Origin of the sequence: Shewanella metallivivens (assembly GCF_028750675.1) — a bacterium.
Classification (GTDB): Bacteria; Pseudomonadota; Gammaproteobacteria; order Enterobacterales; family Shewanellaceae; genus Shewanella; species Shewanella metallivivens.
Window position 1 is genome coordinate 36,145 of record NZ_JAQQPZ010000002.1, and the last position, 22,755, is coordinate 58,899.

Below are 22,755 nucleotides of genomic sequence, written 5' to 3' on the forward strand. Positions count from 1 at the left end.
CTTTTTAATAATTGTTGTCTAGGGCGGTGTTATTCTATAAAATCGCCCGAACTAACTGAGGTATAGCAATCATACCTTGTAATGACGCCCCCTCGAAAATCAGGCTCTTAACTTCCTTTTTGAGCCCTTAAGTAAAGTAAAAAGCGTAGTCTTTCTGTTGGATGTGGCATGTATGGTTTCGCAAGTAAGTGAAGCAGTGCTGGATGTGATCGCAGATGCGTTAGTCGATAAAGGGTATATTCTTTTATCTGACATCATTCCTGATTATATAAGCTTAGCCTTGCTCGAAAAAATGCAAGCTGAGCAAAATATTAAGTTTAAAGAAGCCGCCATTGGTAGAGGTGTTGAACAACAAATCAACACCGATATTCGCTCAGATAAAATTAGTTGGTTAGACAATCAAGATCATACCGACCGTGAATACTTATCGATTATGAACCAGCTAAAAGATGGTTTAAATCGTCGCTTATTCATGGGGTTATTTGACTTTGAAAGTCATTATGCTGTGTATGAACCTGGCGCGTTTTATAAAAAACATGTTGATGCATTGCATGGCAGTCAAAACCGTATTTTGTCGACAGTGTTTTTTCTCAATCCTGATTGGCAAGAATGTGACGGTGGCGAGCTGGTGATCTATGACGAGTTTGACCAACCTTTAGATGTGGTTAGCCCTAAAATAGGTACCTTAGTACTGTTTTTAAGTGAGCGCTTTCCTCATGAGGTGCGTCAAACGTTTAAAACTCGTAATAGTATTGCGGGCTGGTTTAGGGTCAGTAATGCTAATCACGGTTTCTAATCGTAAGGTTATGATTAACAATAGATCATTTTGATGTTAAAACACAGATAACGTGTTGGATAACAATTATCTGTGTTTTAAATACACTCTTTTTATCGCGAAAAATCCCACATTTCTCTGTAAACCATCTTCATTGCCATGTTCGCTTACAATAAATGATACTGCTTACCCCCAGTGATACTTTTCAATTAGGTCATTATTGATATACGATAATGTGATGTATGTCGCGTTCGCCATTGCTTTATTTTGCGTGAGTTCAAGTTTTATTGGCCACCGCAAAGAACTCATGAATTTGAGGGTTTAGGTATTGGCGAACGAGACGCTAAAACAAACTATTTTGCATAAGGAAAACAATAGCATGTTCAAACCAGCTGTGTGGATTTTGGCTTCATCATTTGTGTGTTTCAGTACGGCTTCATTTGCAGAAGATGCAGCCGAAAAAGCCTTTACTAATGAATTGATTGAATGTGCTGCGTATTACCAAATTAGCTCTGAAGCCATTGGCGCTATGAATGCACCGCAAATGAAGGCGGTAGGGGAACGTTTAAAAACTTCTGCAAGCGATGCGGTAACACTTGCCAGTCAATATCGCGGTGTTGAACAAGTTGAAAAAGATGTTGCTGCAGCTAAGCAAGCACAAGTGAAAAAGTTAGCTGGTTCAAATAACCTTGGTGGCTTAATGGCTCAGTATAAAGACTCGTGTAAGACTTTAATTGACGATCCTCAAAAGCGCTTAGATTACTGGACAATGGCAACGATGTAATACTTGCATTGCCAATATTGTTGATATTTCAATTATATAGTGTCAGCTGCAAGTGAAAACGCTTAATTCAATCTTACTTAGTTAGCCATTCACCTTGCGGCGTTTGTATGATATGCCCAGGTTCAGCGGCTTCCATGGCTTTTTGTGCCGCAAGCTTAGCGACCGTATCAAGGGTTATGTGATTGCGATTTGCTATCGCTTGATAATATTGTTTGCGTTTAGCATTGACCGATAACACCAGTTGCTGTGTGGCTGGTGTATCAACCACCACGCCTAAATAGCCATTAGTTTGTTCTCCTACCCATCCCGATGATTTAGCCTGTTGTAATGTCACAGCCCAAGCATTTGAACACCACAGAATGCTACTGGCAAGAAGGGTCACAATAGCGAATGAAGCTTTCATCATGTTTCTCCGCTTAAAATAACTCATCGTTTTCAATCAAGGTGTCTAACTCTTTATCGACTTTTATTTTAATTTCATGTTCTATTTTAACATTGAGATTAATGACAATTGGCTTGTCTGGTGGCTCAATCTTTACAGTCGGTGTACACGCTGACATCACCAACGAGGCAAGCAGGGTGCTGAGACTAACAACGTATAGCGACGAATGTTTCACGAGATTTATCCTTTTGATGTTACTTAACTTATGCAAATGAACTTATTATTGAACTTTGGTTTCAATTTTGTTTTGCAACTGATTGCCAATCTGGGTGCTTTTATATAATTGGATCAGGTTTTCCTGGTGGTCGTAATTAAGGTGAACCGGGCGTTCAATATCACGGCTTTTCCCTTTGACGCCAACATAAATAGAAGCATCTCCGTTTGGTGTCATATCAAAGGTACTGGCTAACTCAGTGTAGTTAAGGTGCTCCAGTGCTGTAAACACCAATTCTAAATAGGGTTGAGATAAGGCTAATTGCTCCATCGCTGGGTTACCGGCCACTTCAATTAATCCTCCTGGCGCCCTGGCAGCTAATTTACCGCCGCTAATGGTAACTTTGCCATCTACAATCTCGGCCGGTAATACTCCATCGAAGATACCACTGGCTTTTACGCCAACCTGGGGTTGCTCTTCTAGCAATGTGGCCAAACTGAGCTCTTGAAGTAATAAATACCCGTGTGATTTTTCGTGCAGTTTGAGTACAAACTCAGGTAATAAAAAGCGCCCATCGAGCATGTCACCGCTGGCCGTGAGACTGACATTGGTTTCACTTAATCCGGTTAATTGTTGCAACCAGTTGGTTGGTTCTTTATTGCCGTCTTTATTTAACTCAATATTGGCGTTCATGTTGAGGTTGGTGAGCAAAATGCCAACGTTAGCTTTTTCTACGCTGATAGCAGTTTGCGGACAAACTAATTGGCTTTGGGCAAAATGCTGCTCAGCTAATGGAGTGTCAGGTTTGTCATATTGTTGCTGCCAGTTAAACTGGCATTGAGCAAACACATCACCACCAATAAAAGATTTGTCGGCTAAGCGGCCGCTTAATGATGATAACTGTTGTTGAATTTTCATTTCGAACTGGCTGGCGTTATTCAGTTCGCTTAAGGCAAACCCGGCAATTAAGCGACTGTGGCCGTGTAAGCTAAAGTGTGTTGGTAATGGTTGCACTTTTTTCAGAGTGGAAAGTGCGGTGTCGATATCGGTATCAAATGTCCATTGGCCAGCCAGCGACAACGGGCTTTTTTCATCGGCAAATTTCAATAAATGATAACTGCTCAGGGCGAGGGTATCTAATTGCCATTGTTCACTGCCGACGAGCAACCCTTTTGATAAATTGAGAGCTTGATTAACTGTAACGTTATTGAGTGCGACAAGCGGCTGCTTGCGGCTTTTACCAATTTGTTTGGCGGCATCGAGTTGGTTTATTTTCCACGTGACGCTATTGGTCGCAGGTGATTGCAACCACCGCTGCAGAGCTTGTGCTGCGGTTTCTTGGTCATTAATGGACACTAAGGTGGGTTGTTTAATTTCAATGCTGGCATTTTTGGCTGTTGCATATGTCGTAACTGATTTAACACCTGTCTGGTTGACGATCTGCTGACCAATAAACTTGCTGGCCGCCAGTGAGAAAGGGGCCAAATTGATTTCAATATTTTGATGTAAGTTTATGGTCGAGTTTTGGCCAACGCTAAGACTTAAATGAGCTAATTGTACGGCGATATTTTTTTGAATTTTATGAGTGCTTTTGTCGCCTTGTTGATCCGAATAAATGATTTGATCAATGGCGAGCGTTGAGCTAGGGTTAATACTGATAGCGATGGTGTCGTCATTTGGCGTATTGACTTCACCGTTTAAGTTAAGTACTGATTTTTCAAAGCTAAATTGTTCAATTTCGAGTTCTGGCACCCAAGATGTTAAGTCAAATGTGGGAGCGTTATTATCGATTTTGTTCGAGTTTAATTCAATATTCCATTCAAACTGACTGCGCCATTGATGGTCAGTATTAGCTTGCAAATGATGCAAAGTGAGCAGGCTTTGTAGATGATGACCATCAAGTTCTAAACTCACTTTTGGAATGCTCACTAACGTCGCGATATCGCTATTGTTTAGTGGTAACCGCACTTCAATGGGCTCCGGAACAGTAATGGATAATTGTGGCTGTTTATTGGTAGGAGACAACTGCGCCAATACATTGCGTATTTGCGTTTTAGTTGATGTGTCTGTTACCAGTAAATCAATGAATTGTTCAAAATCCGCTTTGTTGGGTGCTAACTGATACTCAAAAGGCGCAAGGTTCAGAGATAAGCCTAAAAATGTCGAGGTTTCAGTTTGGCTATCGTTTGCCGCAAAAGGATCGCGAACAGGATATTGGTCCATGGTGAGCATAAAATTGATGGGGTTTTCTGGGGCGAAATACACACTTGCCCAACGCGCTGAACGTAAGGATAAGTCACTAATTGATTGGTGGCTATTGAGCGTTGCACTGACTAAATCAAGGGTGGTGTGCGCGCGCCATTGCCCCTCAATGGTTAATTGTTGTTCGTCAATGGGCTGTAAAATAGATGATAGTTGCGAATGCAATCCTTTCAACAAATTATGATTATTGGCATTGTGATTAAATGAATTATCATTGAGCAATGCTAGGTAGTGTTTTAAAGAATCGAGCCCTTGGTAACTCAGGCCTAAATCAACTTGAGTATCAAACTCCCATGCTCGTTTGCCTAAGGTGGCATTGACACTGAACAAAGGGTAATTATCAAAGCGCCATAAGGTGTCGAGTTGACCTGCTTTAGACAAGGTTAAGTTATCCATGGTTAAACGATGTTTACTGGCTTGGTTATCATTTAACGTGGGTAATCTAATGTCTATTTGCCCTAAGTTTACAGTGGGTAATTTAGTCAGGTTTAATTGCAATGTTGCCGGGGAATCTTCGGTTTGCTGCGATTGTCGAATAAAAAAGCTCTCACCTAAATCAACATACACGCTTTGGGTTTTAATGCTGACAATGTCGTCGGCATTGAACTGCTGATTTCTTAGCATTTGAATACTGTCACGCAGTTCAAGATTAAACGCTTGTACGGCAATATGGCTGTCTTCAATTTTCAGAATAAGCCTGGGTATACGAATATGATTTAACGAGACATATTCTGCATCAAAGTTAAGCACTTCAATGTGGTAATCGGCCAGTAAATTATTAAGCAGTTTAACGGTAAGGGGCTTAGCATGTTCGATAATCGCCCACACTAAACCTACTGTGCATAACAGTATAAAAACGATAATCCGTTTGATGGTGAATATGCGCAATAGTGACTCGCTTTTTGCCGCTACAACAATATTAAAATGGCTAAGTATTGATGAGCTTAGCATGTTAATACTGTGATTGACGAAACCCATAAAAGATAATTAATTAGGCTTAATGTAAAGATGGTTTTTATCATGGCCTGGCTTTGCACTTAGGCAGTGATGAGGTCTACAACCTTGTGTGATACTACCCTTTCAAAAACCAATAAAAAAGGCGCAATTAAGCGCCTTTTAGGTATATTGTGCATGTATTAAGCTGGCATAGGCTCAACAACAATGTGTTCTAATTCAATGGCTGCAATCGCATGTAATGCATCCATAGTTGCGCCCACTAAGCTAATTTTCCCCTCAGAGGATTCTACCAATACAGCACGTTTAATTTCGCTGTATTGACGGTTATGTCTAATCAAATTCGACAACGCCATTTGCATCGGTTGCATTGATGGGTTAAATGCCGCGTTTTCTGCATAACGGCCACAGAATGTCGCTCCGTCCATGGTTTCAAGCACGACAGCAGCGTTACTGTTGGTGTAGGGCGCGTAGCTTAAGCCTGCTTGGTCTAACGCTTCAATGATCATTGGGTCGTCAGAGTTTAGGCTAAATTCTTTTTCACGTTTGCACAGTAGTGGCATGGTGACATTTAAGTCAGCAGGACTAAAACCATAAGGTAAGTAATATGATAAAGGATGAGTTTCTTGCTGTGGTAAATGGATCTTAATGTTACTGCCGTTGAATAACTCATTCATAAATTGACGGCAGTGGCCACATGGGCTGTAATTAACAATAACATCTAAAATTTCTGTTTCGCCACTCAACCATGCATGACTAATGGCGCTTTGTTCTGCGTGAACACTGTGAAATAACGCTTCACCGGGTAACTCAAGGTTAGCCCCCATATATAAGTCGCCACTTTTACCTTTGGCGATAGCACCCACATAAAACTCACTAATTGGAGGATTGGCTAGCGCTGCAGCAATAGGCAATAGATCCATTAACACTTGTTCTTCAGGCTTACCGCTAGCTTCTACAAGCATCGCAAATTGACTGGCATCAATATGACCACAAAATTGCTCATGTAATAATGGTGCTAACGCTGTCGCTAATGGTTTGTCTAGCATTGTTATGCTGGCTAAAAATCGATTTTGCATTCCCTTAATCCTTAAATGAAATAACTGGGCAAAGTGATGATTCACTATAATGACTGTAAGTATTGATATAGGGCTTTTAATAACTTTTGTTTGTGTTCATTCTCGCTGGTTTCTTCGACCAAGTTTTCGAGATTAATCACATAATCGGCATCCGACAAGCGTTGTTGGCAAAACTCACGCCAGCGGCGACTTTCATTGTCGGATAACGTTTCCGGGTAGTTACGTGCCCGAAAACGAAATAGCATTTCATTGATCCGAGGGTCATCAAATTGCAAGTCCAAGGCGGCTAAGTTGCGCGGCTCGGTGTGGCAAATAATGTCCATTTTAGTTTTATCTGCATGGCTAAAAAAACCGCCGCTATATAACATAAGATCGGGATCGGTTATAGGTTTACGATCTGATTCTAATTCAAATACTTGGTTAAGCTTTTCCCGTATTTCCGGGTGGTTTTTTAAACGCTTATATTGCTCACGTGCAAATTGTTTATCAAACTGTAATTTTGTGGCTACCTCGTCGTCAAGTAATTTTGCAGAACCAATGAAAGGACATTTATTTAAATGGATTTGTTTTACCGGAATGGCCAATTCATTTTCGGCTAATTCATGGCGAGGTGTATACATGCGTTCACTGATTTCTTGAGCTGTTAACTCAAGTAGCGGTGAGATGTCCATTGCTAAATTGACGCAAATAACGGCGTTTTTGTTCGTAGGATGGTAAGCCACAGGTGCAATTAGGGTTGTACAGCCCTGTGCTGCGCTAATTTTTGAGCTCACGTGCACTAATGGTTGCATTTTTAATACATCAATGTGCTCGGCTACAGCTTGTTTACGACGTAAATTAAAATAATAGTCATACAATTTAGGCTGTTTTTCTTTGATAAGTTTTGCCATGGCGATGGTGGCGTATACATCAGACATTGCGTCATGGGCTTTTTCATGGCTCAAACCATTAGCTTGCGTTAATAGCTCTAATTTAAAGCTAGGTGTTCCATCTTCTTTTAAAGGCCAATTAATTCCATCAGGTCTAAAGGCGTAGCAGGCTCTGACTAAATCGATAATGTCCCATCGTGAATTACCGTTTTGCCATTCCCGGCCGTAAGGGTCAATAAAGTTACGATAAAAACCATAGCGGCTGACTTCATCATCAAAACGTAATGAGTTATAACCGACAACACAAGTGTTAGGCTGACTAAATAAGTTATTGATACGGCGCATAAACTCGGCTTCAGGCACACCTTTCATATTGGCCAGCTGTGGTGTGATACCGGTGATTAAAATAGCTTCGGGTGACGGTAGGTAGTCTGGAGCTTGCTTACAATAAAATGTTTCAGGTTCACCAATAATATTTAATGCTAAATCGGTTCGAATCCCTGCAAATTGTGACGGTCGGTCTTTTGCTGGGTTTGCGCCAAAGGTTTCGTAATCGTGCCAGAAAAGCGACTGTTTTTTATCATGATTTGTATTCATTTTTTTTGACTCATTTTTGTATTTAACTTGATGTAAATCATAGTTAAATCAATTTAAAACCTTTCGCTTTTGTTTATATTGTTTTCGTTTGCTGTTCGTTGTCTTGTGTACCTAGCTGTGTACATATCATAATTTGTGTCAAAAACTCAGATGAGATTTTTACAAATATGTACACAGGCTTCTAAAATGTCTTTATCTGACATACAGTAACGTTCCATAGTAGGCAAACCATATTCAGGCAAACCATATTCAGGTAAACCATATTCAGGTAAACCATATTCAGGTAAACCATATTCAGGTAAACCATATTCAGGTAAACCAGAGCTAGCTGATCGAGATGGCCTAAGTGTTCGCATCACTGATGCTGGAACAATTACTTGACAATATCGATTTAGATATCGAGCCTCTCCTGGGCGCCTTACGCTTGGCCGCTATCCTGATATCAAATTAGCTGAAGCCAGAAAGCTTGTGCCTGAGCTAAGAAACGCATTAGCGAATGATACAGATCCACGAGTCTATTGGAAACAACGTAATACAAGACGTGGGATGGCAACAGTAAGATATTGTTGCGAACAATTTCTCATGAAGCAAGGCAGTTCGTTAAAGCTTGGAACTATTGCGACTTATCAATCATGTTTTCGTGTACATCTATTTTCTGCTTTTTCCGAGCGACTTGTTGAAGATATCACATTAGGCGAATGGATAGAGTTTTTTGATGATAAATCAAAAGTGAGTCGTGTCACATCGGGCACAATATTAAAGCAGTTAAAAACAGTATTAAACTGGTCAGTTCGTAGGCAGCTTATTTCGACAGTTGATGTTTTGCAACTTAGAGTGTCAGATATCGGTTCAACATCAACAGTTGGCTCACGTGTCTTAACCGTTATTGAGTGTGGCAAGATATGGCGTGAGCTAGATAAGACTAGGGCAACTAGGACTATAACTAATTCCATTAAAGCGTGCATGATGACAGGTGCTAGGGTTTCTGAGTTGTTAAAGTCTCGGCGTGACGACTTTGATTTAGACAGTATGGTTTGGACTGTGCCTGTTGTTAACAGCAAAACCAACTTGCCTATACGTAGGCCAATAAGCCCTGCATTTCTTGAGTTATTACAAGAGCAGTGGGCATTACATCGTTCGGATTGGACGTTTCCTGCACCTAATGATTTTAAAAAACCAGTTGGTATAGCATCAGTAAACAAATTGGTTCGGGAATTAAAACCTAGAGTAGATATACCTGATTGGCGCCTACATGATTTTAGGCGGACTATTTCTACTAGACTTTCTGAGCTTGGAGTTTTACCCCATGTGACTGAAAAAATGCTGGGGCATGTATTAGGCGGGGTAATGGCTGTGTATAACAAACATGATTGGTTAGATGAACAAGCATTGGCTTACAACATGTGGACTGAGCGTTTATTGTTAGCCGCTAAAGGTGATAGGACTGTGACCTTTTTAGAGAAAAGAGCTTAAATTTTATTGATAATGGTATTTGATTTAACTGTATCTTGCTGCAGGGTTGTTTATTAAATAGCAATCTAATATTGTGAGGTTACTTTTAACCTCTAGGATAAAACTTACGGCGTTCTCCAAAACCGTTGTCGATTAGCTGTGTTAACGAGAGTTGATTGCTATTAAATAATGACTCGATAGCAACCATCAGAGAATTAATGAGTTTTTTATGTATTTTAATGTATTGCTTTTGAGTGAATCGTGTAATATGTTGATACCATGAATGATGTAGGATCTAGTTTTTTGCAAAATGGATTAGTTTAAATATCATTATTTTTGTTTAATTATTTGAACCTCATCGAGTTTAACTGGGGATTAGCTGGGTGTTGGCGTTCTCAAGACGTATTGATGTCTCACCAGAGGGTAAAGAGCCAGATTGTTAGGGTTGTTCCATATTGAAGTATTAAATCAATTATATAAGGCTCATAGCAGGGAATGTTTCACAATTATGTCTGCAAATTCAATAATGAATCGACTAATTAGAGGTGCTTAAAGCAATCTTAATTTTTCTAATTTAGTTACCCTGACACGATTATGTCCATATTACAAATGTTGATAGATCCACGCGTTTTCAGTTTCTCCGTGGTTAGTAGCTCTATCATACTCATCATTAGCATCAGAGAGTTGTTCTATTAAATCTTTCACTAAAGAGTCAGCTATCTCTGTTAGCTTTTCACAATCTTTATTTGGTTTAATATCTTTCAACCCGCGGTATACTTTATTTGCATATAGCTTTCCTAGCTTAGCGTGTTCTTTCTCATGTAAAAGAAGATAAGGGTACCAATCATCCCAAACTGCTTGCACTTCTGCAGATTCGGTTTCTAATTTGGGCATAGTATAGGTAGTTGTCAAATTAGTTGTGACTTTAAATACTCTACATCTATTATGAAATGATTTCCAAGATATAGTCCACTTGATACTGTTATTTGTTAACCCATGAAATGGCTTACCACTCATGGAAATTGGTGTTGATAAGTTAAGTTCGGATAACAATGTATCTTTCGAGTTAGATGTAACTTTGTACTCTATTGTTTCCTCAATTATAGAAATCTTAGACAATGTATTGAATGAAATCAATAACAGTGAAAGTATTAAAATCCTCATAGATATCCTTATATTTTTGTTCAACCTAAGTTAAGATAGAAATCCGATTTAGATACGATTTAATTATTAATGATAAAGTTACTTAAAGTAGTTTTTCGTTTCGGTTCACTTTTTAAATTATCATTAGGGCCAAATCTGTCAATAGGCTTGCCATTCATTAAAAAACCAGAAAATCGACCGAGAAGTAGAGTGTGAGTACATATGAAAAGATATTTCATTATGTTGTAATTACTCTCATATAAAATTGATGTACTAGCTTTAACTTTCAAAGCCTAAAGCTAGGCACCTATTTTAGATGTTAACCATTACATTGTTTTTTATGGAATTTTTTCATTATAAAAACCACAATGGCTGGCATGATAAACATGATTATAGAGTCTTTTATCCCTATAATCATGAAATATCCATCAACTTTTTCAGAGTTACTTATTGCAAGAGCAAAAGTTATTATCGATATGGGCAAGCTGATAAAAAACTGATAAGTATCAGATTCTTACTCGTATACTTGATAATTAATAAACCAATTAATGCTGCTGCAATTGATACTGCAATAAAATGTGGGAACCCCAATTTTAACAAAGTTGAAAATGAATCGTTCTCAGATACATATGCTGAAGGTGACGGAGATACCGAGTACACTATTTGAATCATTACAAATTCAACATTTGCAAGAAACTTTTTATCATTGTGGTAACAAACTTTTCTATAACGTGATCTTTGTCATGCTCTGCTTTTTCGGTTCTATCTGTTATTGGTTATAAATTTAAAACGCTTAGATTTTGTATACATGTCATTTTGAGTAATTACTGACATAGCTAGATTGCTCGGGGTATTTTGGTTTTTTACAAATTTTAGCTGTGTATGTTGGTACATAAATCAAAACAACAATGAGTTCTTGTCAAAAGGTGTGAATAAAGATGGAGTTCAGAAGTTGATTAAAATTCATTTTTGATAGAGAACATCGGAAAGGTTATTTTAAAACCCAAATGCAAATAGCCACGCTAGAACCTGCTATTGATCTAAAAATGTTTTTACAGGGAAAGGGCGGTTATGTGGTGTATTTGGCTTTGTTTCCTAAGTCTGTAACCCTCCCTTAAAATCAGAATGTTTTAAATATAATGTTTCAGGTTTACCTAACCTAGTTAGCTTATTTAATGTTTTGATCATTGCGTCACTTACCTATTTGAAACATTGTAATCTCTCATGCCTGACGGTTTCAGAGATAGAACGACGATGGTCACAATAGCGATTTTTTGAACCGTGAAGTTTTGACAAACTCACAGCCAAATTGCGTGGATGTCCTTATTCCGTTGGTTACACCTTCATGTAAATGAATAAGGCTAAAGGTCCGTTTAGGCGGATAACTGCATGGTACTCTCGCGTATCAGAGGTACCCATTTCCTGAAATCGTATGGATTTTTCGATGAGTTTCTTCAACAAATTTGAAAACACTTCAAGATAAAAGTTGTTTTTTATCCCAAAATAGTGTTGATTGAATTGCATTAGCCATAATAAAGTAAAAATCCTTTCCGCGATTACCATCATATTAACATTTTTGTGCATCAAATAGGTAATGACGCTAACGTTTGAAACTTTCACTATGAAGTCCATAGCATTGCTGGTTACAATTTGGTAATGAGCAAATAAGAATAAGTCATACACTAAATATAAGTAATACACCTAATATAAGTGGTATAAATATAAAAGGACATTGAATGCATCAACATATATTTACTCAACCTATTGTCAGTGAAATTAAGCAACCTACGTTATTAACGCTGCGTTTATTAGACTCTGTGAGTGATTTGTTGGTGTTGTCAGCAATGAGTAACCCGTTAATTGAGTTTGTCATTAGTCAAGTTAATACAACTGAGGCCACATTAATCGTGCGACATCAGCCTTTTATTAGCTTAGTTTACGAGCATTGCCAAGCCGTCGCTGAAAAATATGATCAAGTCAGATTGATAGGTCAAGGTTCACGTTTATATCCAATGATGGGTATTGCACCAAGAGTGTGTATCGAACAACTGAGAAAAGGGTTAAGCCTAAATATTCAAGCAGATCAAAACGTTTATTTTAGTTTGGATAAAAATGCACGGTTTGAATTAATTTCTCTTGAGCAAGACTTACGTATTTTAAGTGAACCTCATGCGCTTGTGATGGCAAAGGCAATTTTAGGACGTAAGTTTGACTATGATGAACCTTCATCAATGTTGGCGGTTCATATCAGTGAGTTAGAACAAGTTCGCCGAGATTTACGGGATTATTTAAAAGGGGAGTCGGGCAAAATTCACCCAGGTGTGTCAACTGAGCTGTTAAAGCTTGATCATTTATTGCAAAATAAACACCAGTGGTTGCTCAGAACGTACCATCAATCATTAGAGCGCTCAAGCTTAGGCCGTTCCTCAAACGAGCAAATGTCTAGTATTGAACAATTACAGCGTAAACTTGATTGTTTTGAATTACTCGCGCCTCAAGATGTATCAGACATGGTGAATAAACTGTCTGATGACGAAATTTAAAAATCTATTTAGAGTCTCTTCATGCCTTATATTTGCCCCATTTGCTCTGCAGCGTTAACACTCAGTGATAAAAGTTGGGCATGCCCTAAACGTCATCAGTTTGATTGTGCCAAAGAAGGGTATGTTAATTTATTGCCAGTACAAAAGAAAAAAACCAAAGACCCTGGCGACAACAAAGAGATGATGATTGCCCGTCGAGAGTTTCTTAACAAAGGGTTTTATCAACCGCTGAGTGACAAGGTTAATCAATTAGCGATTGATTACGCTTGCCATGCTGAGACGATATTGGATATCGGTTGTGGCGAAGGGTATTATAGCCATCGTTTGTTTGAAACACTGCAACATTCAAGGCCAAAGTCGTGCGAACTTTACGGCTTAGATATTTCCAAATCTGCTATACGTTCTGCAGCAAAACGTTATCCCGAGTTACACTTTTGTGTGGCAAGTGTGTTTGAAATGCCATTTGCAGATGACTGCATAGATTTAGCCATCCGTATTTATGCTCCGTCAAAAGCAGAAGAGCTGCAACGTGTGATGAAACCCGGCAGTATATTGATTACTGTGTCACCAGGGCCAATGCATCACTTTGCATTAAAGCAAAAAATATATAGCAACCCACGGCTACATCCTCAAGAATCCTTGTATATAGAGGGGTTTAATTATCTAGCTCATGAATCGTTAACTTATCCGCTGACATTGACTCAAGCTGATGATATTGAACACTTCCTTAATATGACGCCATACGCCTGGAAGTTAAGTGATATGCAAAAGCGACAAATAATAGAGCAAGGGCTCGAATGTGAGATCGATTTTAAAATTGAAATCCATCAGCGCGAACAATCGTCAGGTGATTAAATGATGCAAATAACTATCTGATGCTCAAAGATAAACCGAATTGTTGATTCGTCAAAAAAATGTAGGCTATGGCTTGATGTTTGTTGACTTATTCTGAGAATGGTTTATAGTCTACTTAGCTTGAAGGTTGGGCTTATATTTATGTGTTTCAATACGACCAGTTTCGTCCTGTGAACATAAGTAATACCGGCATTTTCCAGCTTTACCGCCGTTAAGGCTTTAATTATATATTTTACAGGATTTATATCATGTCTCAAGTTACTGGTGTTGTTAAGTGGTTCAACTCTGACAAAGGTTTCGGATTTATCGAGCAAGAGTCTGGTCCAGACGTATTCGTTCACTTCCGTGCTATCAACTCTGACGGTTTCAAAACTCTTGACGAAGGTCAGAAAGTATCTTTCACTGTGACTCAAGGTCAGAAAGGTCCTCAAGCTGAAAACGTTTCAGTAGTTGGCTAATATTTCTATCTAGTTTCGACTAGATATAGATAATAAGACTGTAGCATTTATGCTGCAGTTTTTTTTTGCGAATTTAAACTGACTTAGTACGAATTCTATAAGCGACATCGGCGTTTAAACGAGATAAACCGCCTCTATTTTACTTCCTCTTCTGTTTTGATTTTATTACCATTTTTGATTACTCAGTCGTTGACGTTTCAACATCTAGAAGACACATTCGTGCTTAGATTGTAGTTAACTGGTCACGTAGAGTCTGGCTTAGACATTGAATGTGAGTAGATTTTAATTTGATATAACGTTCAAAAGAAGCGCATATTCCATGAAAAAGCCCATAAAAAAGACCCGCGTTAACGGGCCTATTTTACTGGCATAGTGCAATGGCTTATGAGAAAAGGGTTTCCTCTAGTGTTCGACCTTTGAGTATGGCTTTGTATCGCCATTGCTTTTCTGCTAATAAGCTTAAGATTTGTTGTTCAAGCTCAAAATTACGTTGTTTTTGATACTCAATAACATACTGCTCATCACCACTGCGTTTAACTTCAATGACTTGGTTTAATCCGAGTAATTGTTGATGCAAGCTATCCATATCGCACACTTGCATCGTCAATGTAATAAAATCAGTTGCCTGACTGGCTTTAATCGACACGGATTGCTGTAGTTTACCTTGTTCAAGATATACTACTTGATCACACAGTTTCTCAAGTTCATCCAAGTTGTGCGAGCTGATTAAAAAGGTTGTATCGTTTGATAAATCCTTAACGATTTGGCGTATTTTTTTGGCATTAGCAGGATCGAGCCCTGCCGTTGGCTCATCAAGTAGTACAATGCTCGGTGAGCCAATTAACGCTTGGGCAATCGATACTCGTTTACTCATACCATGGCTAAGGCTTTTAGGTTTTGCTTGTGCTGACTCAGCTAAATCGACTAGTGCTAAGACACGTAAAGCTTCTTGCTTGGCATCGGCTTGACTGAAGCCTTGCAGAGTGGCAAAAAATTGCAGCTGCGAAGCAATGGTAAAATGTGGGTCAAGTTCTGCATCTTGCGGTAGGGCAGATAGCACCCCTTGAAGCGCCTTACTACCAGGGGCATGGCCAAGGATGGTCAAGCTGCCTTGAGTCGGCTGAATGTAGCCACAGAGTAAGCTAAACAGTGTGGTTTTACCCGCACCATTTGGGCCAACTAATGCAATCGGTGCACCAGCGTCTAAGCTTAGGTTAATGTTGTCGAGAGCTAATTTATTGGGGTAGTGCTTCGATAAATTATTGCATTGAATTAGGCTCATAGGGCACTCCGTTTCATCAATAAATAACCTAAACCTAAAATGACAACAGTTTGCAGTAAAGGGATTGGCGAGTAAGCCAGTGACCCCAAACCTTGTGTATTTATCATGCTTGATATTTGAGAACCCGGTAATATCATGTTTAACCCGCTAAGTTGCGGAAATTTGAAATTAATCAACCCAATAATAATTGAGACAAGCGCCCAAAGAATAATCGCAAAAATACTGGCTTGTCTTGCTGAGTTAGCATGTAGTGACAAGAGGGCCATTGCTGCGGTGTATGGTAATACGACAATAAAAAGATTAACCATTACGAGTAGGCTGGTGGTGAGCGACGGAATGAATAAGCTCATATCGCGAGTAAGCACCATGGCGATGGTGGCCAGCAGAGTCAGTATAATTAACGACAGTTGGATTAGCATTTGTCCCGCGAAACGCCCAAAGAAAAGGCTGCCGCGACTCACTCGCAAGGTTAAAAAGCGTAAACTCCCACGCTGTTTGTCTGAGCTAAACTGGTCAGCGGCGATAAAGATGCTAAACATAGGAAACAAATACAAAGCCGCGAGCCAGAATACAGCGAATTCAGCGACAGGCCATTCAAATAAATGCTGTAAACTGCCCGGGCCAAATAGCGCTTCGGTAAAGCTTCTAAAATTAGGGCCCATAATAAATTCAGAGGCACTTTTGATTGGATAAAGTAATAAAATCGCCCAAATAAGCATAAAAGCAATTAGGGCGACCATGCCACTTTTATTAGTAAAGCGCTTAGTGAGCTCGTATTTGGCCAATAACCCAATATGGGACAGACCCGATGGGGGCGTAACGTGTTGCATAGTAATTATCCTTGGATGAAACGCATTAATGTTGATCTCAGTGATGATGCCCGTTGTGCCTTCACCTTTTTTTACACTATTGCTTAACGGGTTAGTCGAGTAATGTTTCTAGTTGAGCCATTTTTTGCTCTAGTGCGTTAACTCTTTCAGTTAATTCTGCGATGCGGGCTTCTTGAGCCAAACTGTGTTGAGTTTGAGCAGAGACTTGAATACTGTCACTACTATTAACTTGATGATCATCAATATTACCGCTAAAACATTCTAAAAAACGGCAATCTCGCTTGTTTGGTTCGCGAGCTAACTGCACAACAAGCGGGGTTTCGCGTTGGCTTAAGCCCAGTAATGCTGCTTCGACTTGGCTCACGTCGCTAAATTCATGTAAGCGCGGTGTTCGTGTTTTGAGTTCGCCAGGTGTTTGTGGGCCACGTAAAAGCAGTACACATATTAATGCGACTTCAGCGCTGCTGAGTTGTAATTCACTAAATTCGGTATTACAAAATCGATGTTTGTATTTAACTACGCGACTGCCAAACCCTGTTTGCTCACTGATTAAGCGTTTTTTAGTTAAGTCATCAATGATGGTTTGTACTTCTGATTCACTTAATGACATTACAGGTTCACGGCTACTTTTTTGATTGCATGCGAGGGTTAACGAATTAAGTGACAGAGGATATTGGTCGGGGGTGGTGAGTTCTTTTTCGAGTAAGCAGCCGATTACGCGGGCTTCTAATGACGTCAATTCCATACACTGTCCTTATAAAAAATCGATGTAATACTGGGTGTTATTCTTTGCGTTGGCCGAAGCATAAATAACATTATGAGCGAGTAAATACCCACTCATATTGTTTGTGCGATAACATTGATTTACATGGTTAGACGAATACCATCGCTGTCGATGCTGATGTCACCTGCTTTAAATAAACCGCCAATCGATTTCTTAAAGGCTTTCTTACTCATGCCTAATTGGTCGTAAATGATGTCTGCATCGGTTTTATCATGCAAAGGTAAAAATCCATCAGCGCTTCGCAGTTTATTAATAATCAGGCGGGCGTTTTTGTCTAAATCTTCTTTACCACTTTTTTGTAAAACCAAATCAATTTTGCCGTCACTGCGCATGGTTTTAATAAAGCCGGTCAGCTTTTGGCCAAAGCGCAGCTTTTGAAAAACCTCATTAGTGTAAATAACACCCCAATGCTTGTTGTTAATAATGGCTTTGTAACCTAAATCGGTGGTGCCACCGATGATTAAATTAACTTGTTCGCCGGGGGTATAATGAGCTTCAGTTTTGTCGACAAACTTATCCACTTTAGATGACGCCATAATGCGTTCATCGGCATGGTTGGCATGGACATAAACTAAATACGATCGGCCTTCTTCTGCGGGTTTGTGTTGTTCGCCAAAAGGTAACAGTAAATCTTTGTCTAAGCCCCAGTCTAAAAATGCGCCATATGGACCCGTAGCGACGACTTTTAAGTATGCAAACTCACCGACTTGTCCCAAGGCTTTTTGGGTCGTTGCAATCACAATGTCTTCAGAGTCGAGATAAAGAAATACATCGACCATATCACCGACATTACAACCGGTAGGGACAAATTTATTAGGAAGCAAGACCTGTCCTAGCTCTTGAGCATTTAAGTAAACTCCAAAGTTTACTTGCTTAACCACTTCTAATGAATGACGTTTACCGATTTGTATCATGAATGACTCTACTTAATAAAAAATGAAAAGGTGTTTTCAATCGATTAATTATACACGTAAATCAACACTAAGTTGTGTCATTTACCGTGAGTTGAAATCGATTTATTCGCTCAGTAGGTCATTGCGCTTAGCTGAGGGTAAAAAATCAGGCTTTTTGCAGTAATTAATGGGTAATTTACTTGCATTACACAGCATTGCAGGTTTTAATTGCGCCGATTTTAGCAAGCTGGTTTAACGTTGATAAAGTGATCTTATTTTTACTTTATGCAGTAAAACACTCGTTACAAAAATTGAGTTACGTCAAACCAGCAATATTTGCAAGCCATGCAGATGTATGACTAAGATGTGTTGTGCCTTTAATTAAAAGCATCATCATGTTCATAGGGGATGTTGTTCCTATAAAACTGATGGTATTGAGTCATAAACGTCATACCTCAACGAGCTTAAAGCGTCAGAGCACGACGTGAATTAACTCATGCTAGTGGCACAAAAATGGCAACTTATACTAGAGATAGCGCTTAGTCGTTATCTGGATTTTAACAAGCAGTCTTATAAAAAGTGCTGCTTAACTTTGATACAAATACGGAAAATAATTATGTCTGATTGGTCTATCGAAGATGCTCGCGCGGGTTATAACGTGACTCACTGGAGCCAAGGCTTTTACGGTATTCGTGAAGATGGCGAAGTCACAGTGTCACCCGATCCACAAAATCCAGATCATAAAGTCGGTTTAAATGAATTGGCTAGGGATATGGTTAAAGCGGGCGTTTCGTTACCGGTACTTGTTCGTTTCCCGCAAATTTTGCACCATAGAGTGGAAAGTTTATGCGAAGCCTTTAATGATGCGATTACTAAGTACGAATATCAAAATGATTATTTGTTAGTTTATCCCATTAAAGTTAACCAACAACAAACTGTTGTTGAAGAGATTTTGGCGAGTCAAAAATCTAAAGAAGTACCGCAATTAGGCCTTGAAGCAGGCAGTAAACCTGAATTAATGGCTGTATTGGCCATGGCTCAAAAAGCCAGCTCTGTGATTGTCTGTAATGGTTATAAAGACAAAGAATACGTTCGTCTAGCCTTAATCGGTGAAAAGTTAGGCCATAAAGTCTATATCGTACTTGAAAAGATGTCTGAGCTTAAAATGGTACTGGCTGAAGCTGAAAAACTCGGCGTGACTCCTCGTTTAGGTTTACGTGTACGTTTAGCTTTCCAAGGTAAAGGCAAATGGCAAGCAAGTGGTGGCGAAAAGTCTAAATTTGGTTTGTCTGCTGCCCAAGTATTAAAAGTGGTTGAGCAGTTACAACAAGCGAACATGCTTGAATCATTACAGTTATTGCACTTTCATTTAGGCTCGCAAATTGCCAATATTCGCGATATTCGTCAAGGCGTTGGTGAGGCGGGACGTTTTTACTGTGAGCTACGCCAACTCGGCGCTAAAATTGAATGTTTTGATGTTGGCGGTGGGTTAGCGGTCGATTATGACGGCACTCGCAGTCAAAGCAATAACTCAATGAACTACGGTTTAAGTGAGTATGCTAACAATATCGTGAATGTGTTAACCGATTTATGTAATGAATACGAGCAGCCTATGCCGCGTATTATTTCGGAATCTGGCCGTCATTTGACAGCACACCACGCAGTATTGATTACTGATGTTATTGGTACTGAAGCGTACATGCCTGAAGTCATTGAAGCACCTGCTGAGGATGCGCCGCAACTGTTGCACAACATGTGGCAGTCGTGGGAAGAAATCAGTGGTGGACACGACCAACGTGCCATAATTGAAATTTATCACGATACCCAAAGCGATATCGCAGAAGCGCATTCATTGTTCGCCGTTGGCCAATTTAGCTTAGCGCACCGTGCTTGGGCTGAACAAACACACTTGCGTGTATGTCATGAAGTGAAAGGTTTACTGAGCAATAATAACCGTTACCATCGTCCTATTATTGATGAATTGAACGAAAAACTGGCTGATAAGTTTTTTGTTAACTTTTCATTGTTCCAGTCATTACCTGATGCATGGGGTATTGACCAAGTGTTCCCAGTGTTGCCATTATCGGGTTTAGATAAAGCACCTGAGCGCCGTGCAGTAATGCTTGATATTACCTGTGACTCAGACGGTATTGTTGACCAATACGTGGATGGTCAAGGTATTGAAACCACATTACCAGTGCCAGCATGGAGCGCAGAAAGCCCATACCTCATCGGCTTCTTTATGGTCGGCGCATACCAAGAAATCTTAGGTGATATGCATAACTTATTTGGTGACACTAACTCGGCCGTCGTACGTTTAGACGAAGCCGGTTCAGCTAATATTGAGTCGGTTCTTCAAGGCGATACCGTGGCTGACGTTTTACGTTATGTAAACCTAGATGCAGACGAGTTTATGCGCACTTTTGAAGAGTTAGTGACGCAACATATCGTTGAAGACGAACGCGCCAGTATTTTAGAAGAGTTGCAAGTCGGTCTTGACGGTTACACTTACTTAGAAGATTTCTAAATGTAAGCGTAAAAATAAATGGCGACAGGCAAAAGGCTTAGTTATGAATAATAACTAAGCCTTTATTTATCTATGATGCTTAATTTATGATATTAAAGATATAACGTTGTTTGAGGGTGAATCACACTGATGTTTTTTGAAGGTTCTGAAAAAAAAATTGAGCTTATAACCGCATCGACTCATGGTTCATTGCGTGCGCTTGGTTCAGATTTTTGGACTCAAATTGCCAACCTTGCTAAAGCAGACATCATCTCGGTTATTCATAATCAACAATGCGATGCATATTTATTAAGCGAATCGAGTTTGTTTGTCTGGGATAACCGCATCGTTATGCTGACGTGTGGCTTGTCGACCTTAATAGACAGCTTACTAGCCATGCTCGAACATATCGGTGTTGACCATGTGGCGTTTGTGAGTTATCAACGTAAAAATGAATATTTAGCGCATTTACAAGCATCAACGTTTGCAGACGACATTGCTCGTTTACGTCAGTACATACCTGGTAAAGCTTGCCGAATCGGTCACTTAGACAGCCATCATCATTTTATTTTCACCAGTAACTCACCTTGCTTATTATCGACGCAAGATAACACTAGCGAACTATTGATGTACCACATTAGCGGGCCAGTCGCGCAATACTTAACCTCAACAAAACAAACAGTAGAGCAAGTTTGCGCCTTATTAAGTTTAAGTAAATTGTTTGATGGTTTTGATTATGATGCACATTTATTTACCCCGTTAGGGTTTTCTGTTAATGGCATAAAAGGTGAGCAATATTTTACCATTCACATTACCCCGCAAGAGCAGAGCTCTTATGTTAGTGTTGAAACCAATGTAGATGTTAACTCACCCGATAATCCTATCGCGACGCAATTACTGGCTTTATTGCAGCCCATCAGTTGGGACACTATCGGATTTAATACGCCAGTGATTGCGTCTGCTAAGCCGAAAAATATATGTTTAGCCCATTGTACTTATCCTATTGAGCAAGATTACCAAGTACATTTTGGTCACTTTCAGCAACTCGACTCTGAGGTGCTGACCCCTGAATTTATGTGATTAGCTGGGGGAATGTTGATTACAACTTTTAATGGCAGCTAAAGCCTTAATTAAAAAGTCGTTGATAATGCCTCTTTAAATGATAAAGCCAACGTTTAGGCGTTGGCTTTTTTGTGTCTGCTGAGCGTAAAATAGTACCAACAAGTATAATCAACCTCAACTCGGGATAATAAAAGGCTTTCAAACAGTCCTTTGTCTCGCTAATGGCGTTATTTTTACTGCGATTAACGCGTCAATTCGCCTAATCGCAAAACAAAAGACAAGTGTGAAATAGATGTGATTTATTATTTTAATATTAAATGTTTATTTCACCTCTTACCCCGAATTCAGGTTAATCAAGGAAGCACAATGAGTGATTTAAGTGATATTCGTCGAGAGTACACCCAAGGCGGCTTAAGACGTGGTGATTTACCTGTTAATCCAATGGATTTATTTGAAAAGTGGCTTCAGCAAGCTAAAGATGCACAATTAACCGATCCCACCGCTATGTGTGTTGCGACCGTTGACGAGCAGGGCCAACCCTTTCAGCGTATTGTGTTGCTTAAGCGTTTTGATGATAACGGCTTTGTGTTTTTTACAAACCTTGAGAGTCGTAAAGCCAAACAAATTGGCGTGAATAGCAAAATCAGTTTGTTGTTTCCTTGGCATTCATTAGAACGCCAAGTGGCCGTCACCGGTGAAGCTGAGCCCCTTTCGATGTTAGATGTGGCTAAATATTTTATGAGCCGCCCTAAAGACAGCCAAATCGCGGCTTGGGTATCAAAACAGTCGAGTAAAATTTCAGCACGTCAGGCTTTAGAAGGTAAGTTTGCTGAAATGAAGGCAAAATATGCTCAAGGCGAGGTGCCTTTACCTAAGTTTTGGGGCGGTTATTTAGTCCGTCCAAACAGTATTGAGTTTTGGCAAGGTGGTGAACATCGCCTGCATGACAGATTTATGTACAGTAAAACTGATAGCGATTGGCAAATAGATCGTTTAGCACCTTAATCTGTGTTAATAAATAGGAGCAATAT

The 22,755-nt window shown here is 39.6% G+C and carries 20 protein-coding genes and 1 pseudogene; 10 read left to right on the forward strand and 11 right to left on the reverse strand.

Going from position 1 to position 22,755, the window contains the following annotated elements; translation table 11 throughout:
- The first annotated feature begins 172 nt into the window (after positions 1–172).
- Together PQR79_RS03045 and PQR79_RS03050 are read left to right on the forward strand one after the other, a co-directional pair.
- The gene (locus tag PQR79_RS03045) at positions 173–796 is read left to right on the forward strand and encodes a 2OG-Fe(II) oxygenase (protein ID WP_238104355.1); all 624 of its coding nucleotides are present in this window, start codon (positions 173–175) and stop codon (positions 794–796) included.
- A 358-nt stretch (positions 797–1,154) separates the two neighbouring features.
- Positions 1,155–1,559, forward strand: a complete 405-nt coding sequence (locus tag PQR79_RS03050) for a hypothetical protein (RefSeq protein WP_238104357.1) — start codon at positions 1,155–1,157, stop codon at positions 1,557–1,559.
- A gap of 73 nt (positions 1,560–1,632) precedes the next feature.
- Here PQR79_RS03050 and PQR79_RS03055 read toward each other — a convergent pair whose 3' ends face one another.
- From PQR79_RS03055 to PQR79_RS03080, 6 genes are all read right to left on the reverse strand, one after another.
- A complete protein-coding gene (locus tag PQR79_RS03055; RefSeq protein WP_368389124.1) occupies positions 1,633–1,965 on the reverse strand; it encodes a YdbL family probable chaperone protein in 333 nt (110 codons plus the stop codon).
- A 10-nt stretch (positions 1,966–1,975) separates the two neighbouring features.
- Complete coding sequence (locus PQR79_RS03060) at positions 1,976–2,176, reverse strand: YnbE family lipoprotein (protein ID WP_238104359.1); 201 nt, start codon at positions 2,174–2,176, stop codon at positions 1,976–1,978.
- A gap of 45 nt (positions 2,177–2,221) precedes the next feature.
- Positions 2,222–5,368 (reverse strand): intermembrane phospholipid transport YdbH family protein, encoded by a 3,147-nt coding sequence (locus tag PQR79_RS03065; RefSeq protein WP_274408378.1) that lies wholly within the window; start codon positions 5,366–5,368, stop codon positions 2,222–2,224.
- 185 nt (positions 5,369–5,553) lie between these two features.
- Positions 5,554–6,450, reverse strand: coding sequence for a cytidine deaminase (cdd, locus tag PQR79_RS03070; RefSeq protein WP_238104363.1), 897 nt, complete (start codon positions 6,448–6,450; stop codon positions 5,554–5,556).
- 44 nt (positions 6,451–6,494) lie between these two features.
- The gene (gene sbcB / locus PQR79_RS03075) at positions 6,495–7,916 is read right to left on the reverse strand and encodes an exodeoxyribonuclease I (RefSeq protein WP_238104365.1); all 1,422 of its coding nucleotides are present in this window, start codon (positions 7,914–7,916) and stop codon (positions 6,495–6,497) included.
- Positions 7,917–8,062: 146 nt separating this feature from the next.
- Complete coding sequence (locus PQR79_RS03080) at positions 8,063–8,272, reverse strand: hypothetical protein (RefSeq protein ID WP_238104366.1); 210 nt, start codon at positions 8,270–8,272, stop codon at positions 8,063–8,065.
- 40 nt (positions 8,273–8,312) lie between these two features.
- On the opposite strand from PQR79_RS03080, the pseudogene PQR79_RS03085 reads away from it, so the two are divergent.
- Positions 8,313–8,432 (forward strand): annotated as a pseudogene (locus PQR79_RS03085) (integrase arm-type DNA-binding domain-containing protein); the annotation flags it as partial.
- Between the two features lie 30 nt (positions 8,433–8,462).
- Positions 8,463–9,389: a tyrosine-type recombinase/integrase gene (locus PQR79_RS03090; protein WP_274408379.1), complete on the forward strand. Its 927-nt coding sequence runs from the start codon at positions 8,463–8,465 to the stop codon at positions 9,387–9,389.
- A gap of 582 nt (positions 9,390–9,971) precedes the next feature.
- On the opposite strand, the gene PQR79_RS03100 is transcribed toward PQR79_RS03090, so the two are convergent.
- The gene (locus PQR79_RS03100) at positions 9,972–10,532 is read right to left on the reverse strand and encodes a DUF922 domain-containing protein (protein WP_238104370.1); all 561 of its coding nucleotides are present in this window, start codon (positions 10,530–10,532) and stop codon (positions 9,972–9,974) included.
- 1,715 nt (positions 10,533–12,247) lie between these two features.
- Here PQR79_RS03100 and PQR79_RS03110 point away from each other — a divergent pair.
- From PQR79_RS03110 to PQR79_RS03120, 3 genes are all read left to right on the forward strand, one after another.
- Positions 12,248–13,054, forward strand: coding sequence for a hypothetical protein (locus tag PQR79_RS03110; RefSeq protein ID WP_238104372.1), 807 nt, complete (start codon positions 12,248–12,250; stop codon positions 13,052–13,054).
- A gap of 21 nt (positions 13,055–13,075) precedes the next feature.
- Entirely contained in the window at positions 13,076–13,909 is an 834-nt protein-coding gene (gene rlmA, locus PQR79_RS03115) for a 23S rRNA (guanine(745)-N(1))-methyltransferase (RefSeq protein WP_238104374.1), read from the forward strand.
- A 248-nt stretch (positions 13,910–14,157) separates the two neighbouring features.
- On the forward strand, positions 14,158–14,367 hold the full coding sequence (locus PQR79_RS03120) for a cold-shock protein (protein WP_011496716.1): 210 nt from the start codon (positions 14,158–14,160) through the stop codon (positions 14,365–14,367).
- A 382-nt stretch (positions 14,368–14,749) separates the two neighbouring features.
- Here PQR79_RS03120 and PQR79_RS03125 read toward each other — a convergent pair whose 3' ends face one another.
- The 4 genes from PQR79_RS03125 to PQR79_RS03140 form a co-directional block, all read right to left on the reverse strand.
- On the reverse strand, positions 14,750–15,649 hold the full coding sequence (locus PQR79_RS03125) for an ABC transporter ATP-binding protein (RefSeq protein WP_238104376.1): 900 nt from the start codon (positions 15,647–15,649) through the stop codon (positions 14,750–14,752).
- Positions 15,646–16,479: an ABC transporter permease gene (locus tag PQR79_RS03130; RefSeq protein ID WP_238104378.1), complete on the reverse strand. Its 834-nt coding sequence runs from the start codon at positions 16,477–16,479 to the stop codon at positions 15,646–15,648. Before PQR79_RS03130 ends, PQR79_RS03125 begins: the two co-directional genes overlap by 4 nt.
- 91 nt (positions 16,480–16,570) lie before the next feature.
- A complete protein-coding gene (locus PQR79_RS03135) occupies positions 16,571–17,224 on the reverse strand; it encodes a YceH family protein (RefSeq protein WP_238104380.1) in 654 nt (217 codons plus the stop codon).
- A 119-nt stretch (positions 17,225–17,343) separates the two neighbouring features.
- Positions 17,344–18,177 carry a CvfB family protein gene (locus PQR79_RS03140; protein ID WP_238104381.1) on the reverse strand — a complete coding sequence of 278 codons (834 nt, stop codon included), beginning with the start codon at positions 18,175–18,177 and terminating at the stop codon, positions 17,344–17,346.
- A gap of 595 nt (positions 18,178–18,772) precedes the next feature.
- Between PQR79_RS03140 and speA the strand changes: the two genes are divergently transcribed.
- The 3 genes from speA (at position 18,773) to pdxH (ending at position 22,729) form a co-directional block, all read left to right on the forward strand.
- Positions 18,773–20,683 (forward strand): biosynthetic arginine decarboxylase, encoded by a 1,911-nt coding sequence (gene speA / locus PQR79_RS03145; protein WP_238104382.1) that lies wholly within the window; start codon positions 18,773–18,775, stop codon positions 20,681–20,683.
- Between the two features lie 129 nt (positions 20,684–20,812).
- Positions 20,813–21,742, forward strand: a complete 930-nt coding sequence (locus PQR79_RS03150) for an S-adenosylmethionine decarboxylase proenzyme (RefSeq protein WP_238104384.1) — start codon at positions 20,813–20,815, stop codon at positions 21,740–21,742.
- Between the two features lie 348 nt (positions 21,743–22,090).
- Entirely contained in the window at positions 22,091–22,729 is a 639-nt protein-coding gene (pdxH, locus tag PQR79_RS03155) for a pyridoxamine 5'-phosphate oxidase (RefSeq protein WP_238104386.1), read from the forward strand.
- The last annotated feature ends 26 nt before the right edge of the window (positions 22,730–22,755 follow it).

Excerpts from the sequence above, each read along its gene's own strand:
- PQR79_RS03045 (WP_238104355.1), top strand. The coding sequence starts at position 173 with ATGGTTTCGCAAGTAAGTGAAGCAGTGCTGGATGTGATCGCAGATGCG.
- PQR79_RS03050 (WP_238104357.1), top strand. The coding sequence starts at position 1,155 with ATGTTCAAACCAGCTGTGTGGATTTTGGCTTCATCATTTGTGTGTTTC.
- PQR79_RS03055 (WP_368389124.1), bottom strand. The coding sequence starts at position 1,965 with ATGATGAAAGCTTCATTCGCTATTGTGACCCTTCTTGCCAGTAGCATT.
- PQR79_RS03065 (WP_274408378.1), bottom strand. The coding sequence starts at position 5,368 with ATGCTAAGCTCATCAATACTTAGCCATTTTAATATTGTTGTAGCGGCA.
- cdd (WP_238104363.1), bottom strand. The coding sequence starts at position 6,450 with ATGCAAAATCGATTTTTAGCCAGCATAACAATGCTAGACAAACCATTA.
- sbcB (WP_238104365.1), bottom strand. The coding sequence starts at position 7,916 with ATGAATACAAATCATGATAAAAAACAGTCGCTTTTCTGGCACGATTAC.
- PQR79_RS03080 (WP_238104366.1), bottom strand. The coding sequence starts at position 8,272 with ATGCGAACACTTAGGCCATCTCGATCAGCTAGCTCTGGTTTACCTGAA.
- PQR79_RS03090 (WP_274408379.1), top strand. The coding sequence starts at position 8,463 with ATGGCAACAGTAAGATATTGTTGCGAACAATTTCTCATGAAGCAAGGC.
- PQR79_RS03100 (WP_238104370.1), bottom strand. The coding sequence starts at position 10,532 with ATGAGGATTTTAATACTTTCACTGTTATTGATTTCATTCAATACATTG.
- PQR79_RS03110 (WP_238104372.1), top strand. The coding sequence starts at position 12,248 with ATGCATCAACATATATTTACTCAACCTATTGTCAGTGAAATTAAGCAA.
- rlmA (WP_238104374.1), top strand. The coding sequence starts at position 13,076 with ATGCCTTATATTTGCCCCATTTGCTCTGCAGCGTTAACACTCAGTGAT.
- PQR79_RS03120 (WP_011496716.1), top strand. The coding sequence starts at position 14,158 with ATGTCTCAAGTTACTGGTGTTGTTAAGTGGTTCAACTCTGACAAAGGT.
- PQR79_RS03125 (WP_238104376.1), bottom strand. The coding sequence starts at position 15,649 with ATGAGCCTAATTCAATGCAATAATTTATCGAAGCACTACCCCAATAAA.
- PQR79_RS03130 (WP_238104378.1), bottom strand. The coding sequence starts at position 16,479 with ATGCAACACGTTACGCCCCCATCGGGTCTGTCCCATATTGGGTTATTG.
- PQR79_RS03135 (WP_238104380.1), bottom strand. The coding sequence starts at position 17,224 with ATGGAATTGACGTCATTAGAAGCCCGCGTAATCGGCTGCTTACTCGAA.
- PQR79_RS03140 (WP_238104381.1), bottom strand. The coding sequence starts at position 18,177 with ATGATACAAATCGGTAAACGTCATTCATTAGAAGTGGTTAAGCAAGTA.
- speA (WP_238104382.1), top strand. The coding sequence starts at position 18,773 with ATGTCTGATTGGTCTATCGAAGATGCTCGCGCGGGTTATAACGTGACT.
- PQR79_RS03150 (WP_238104384.1), top strand. The coding sequence starts at position 20,813 with ATGTTTTTTGAAGGTTCTGAAAAAAAAATTGAGCTTATAACCGCATCG.
- pdxH (WP_238104386.1), top strand. The coding sequence starts at position 22,091 with ATGAGTGATTTAAGTGATATTCGTCGAGAGTACACCCAAGGCGGCTTA.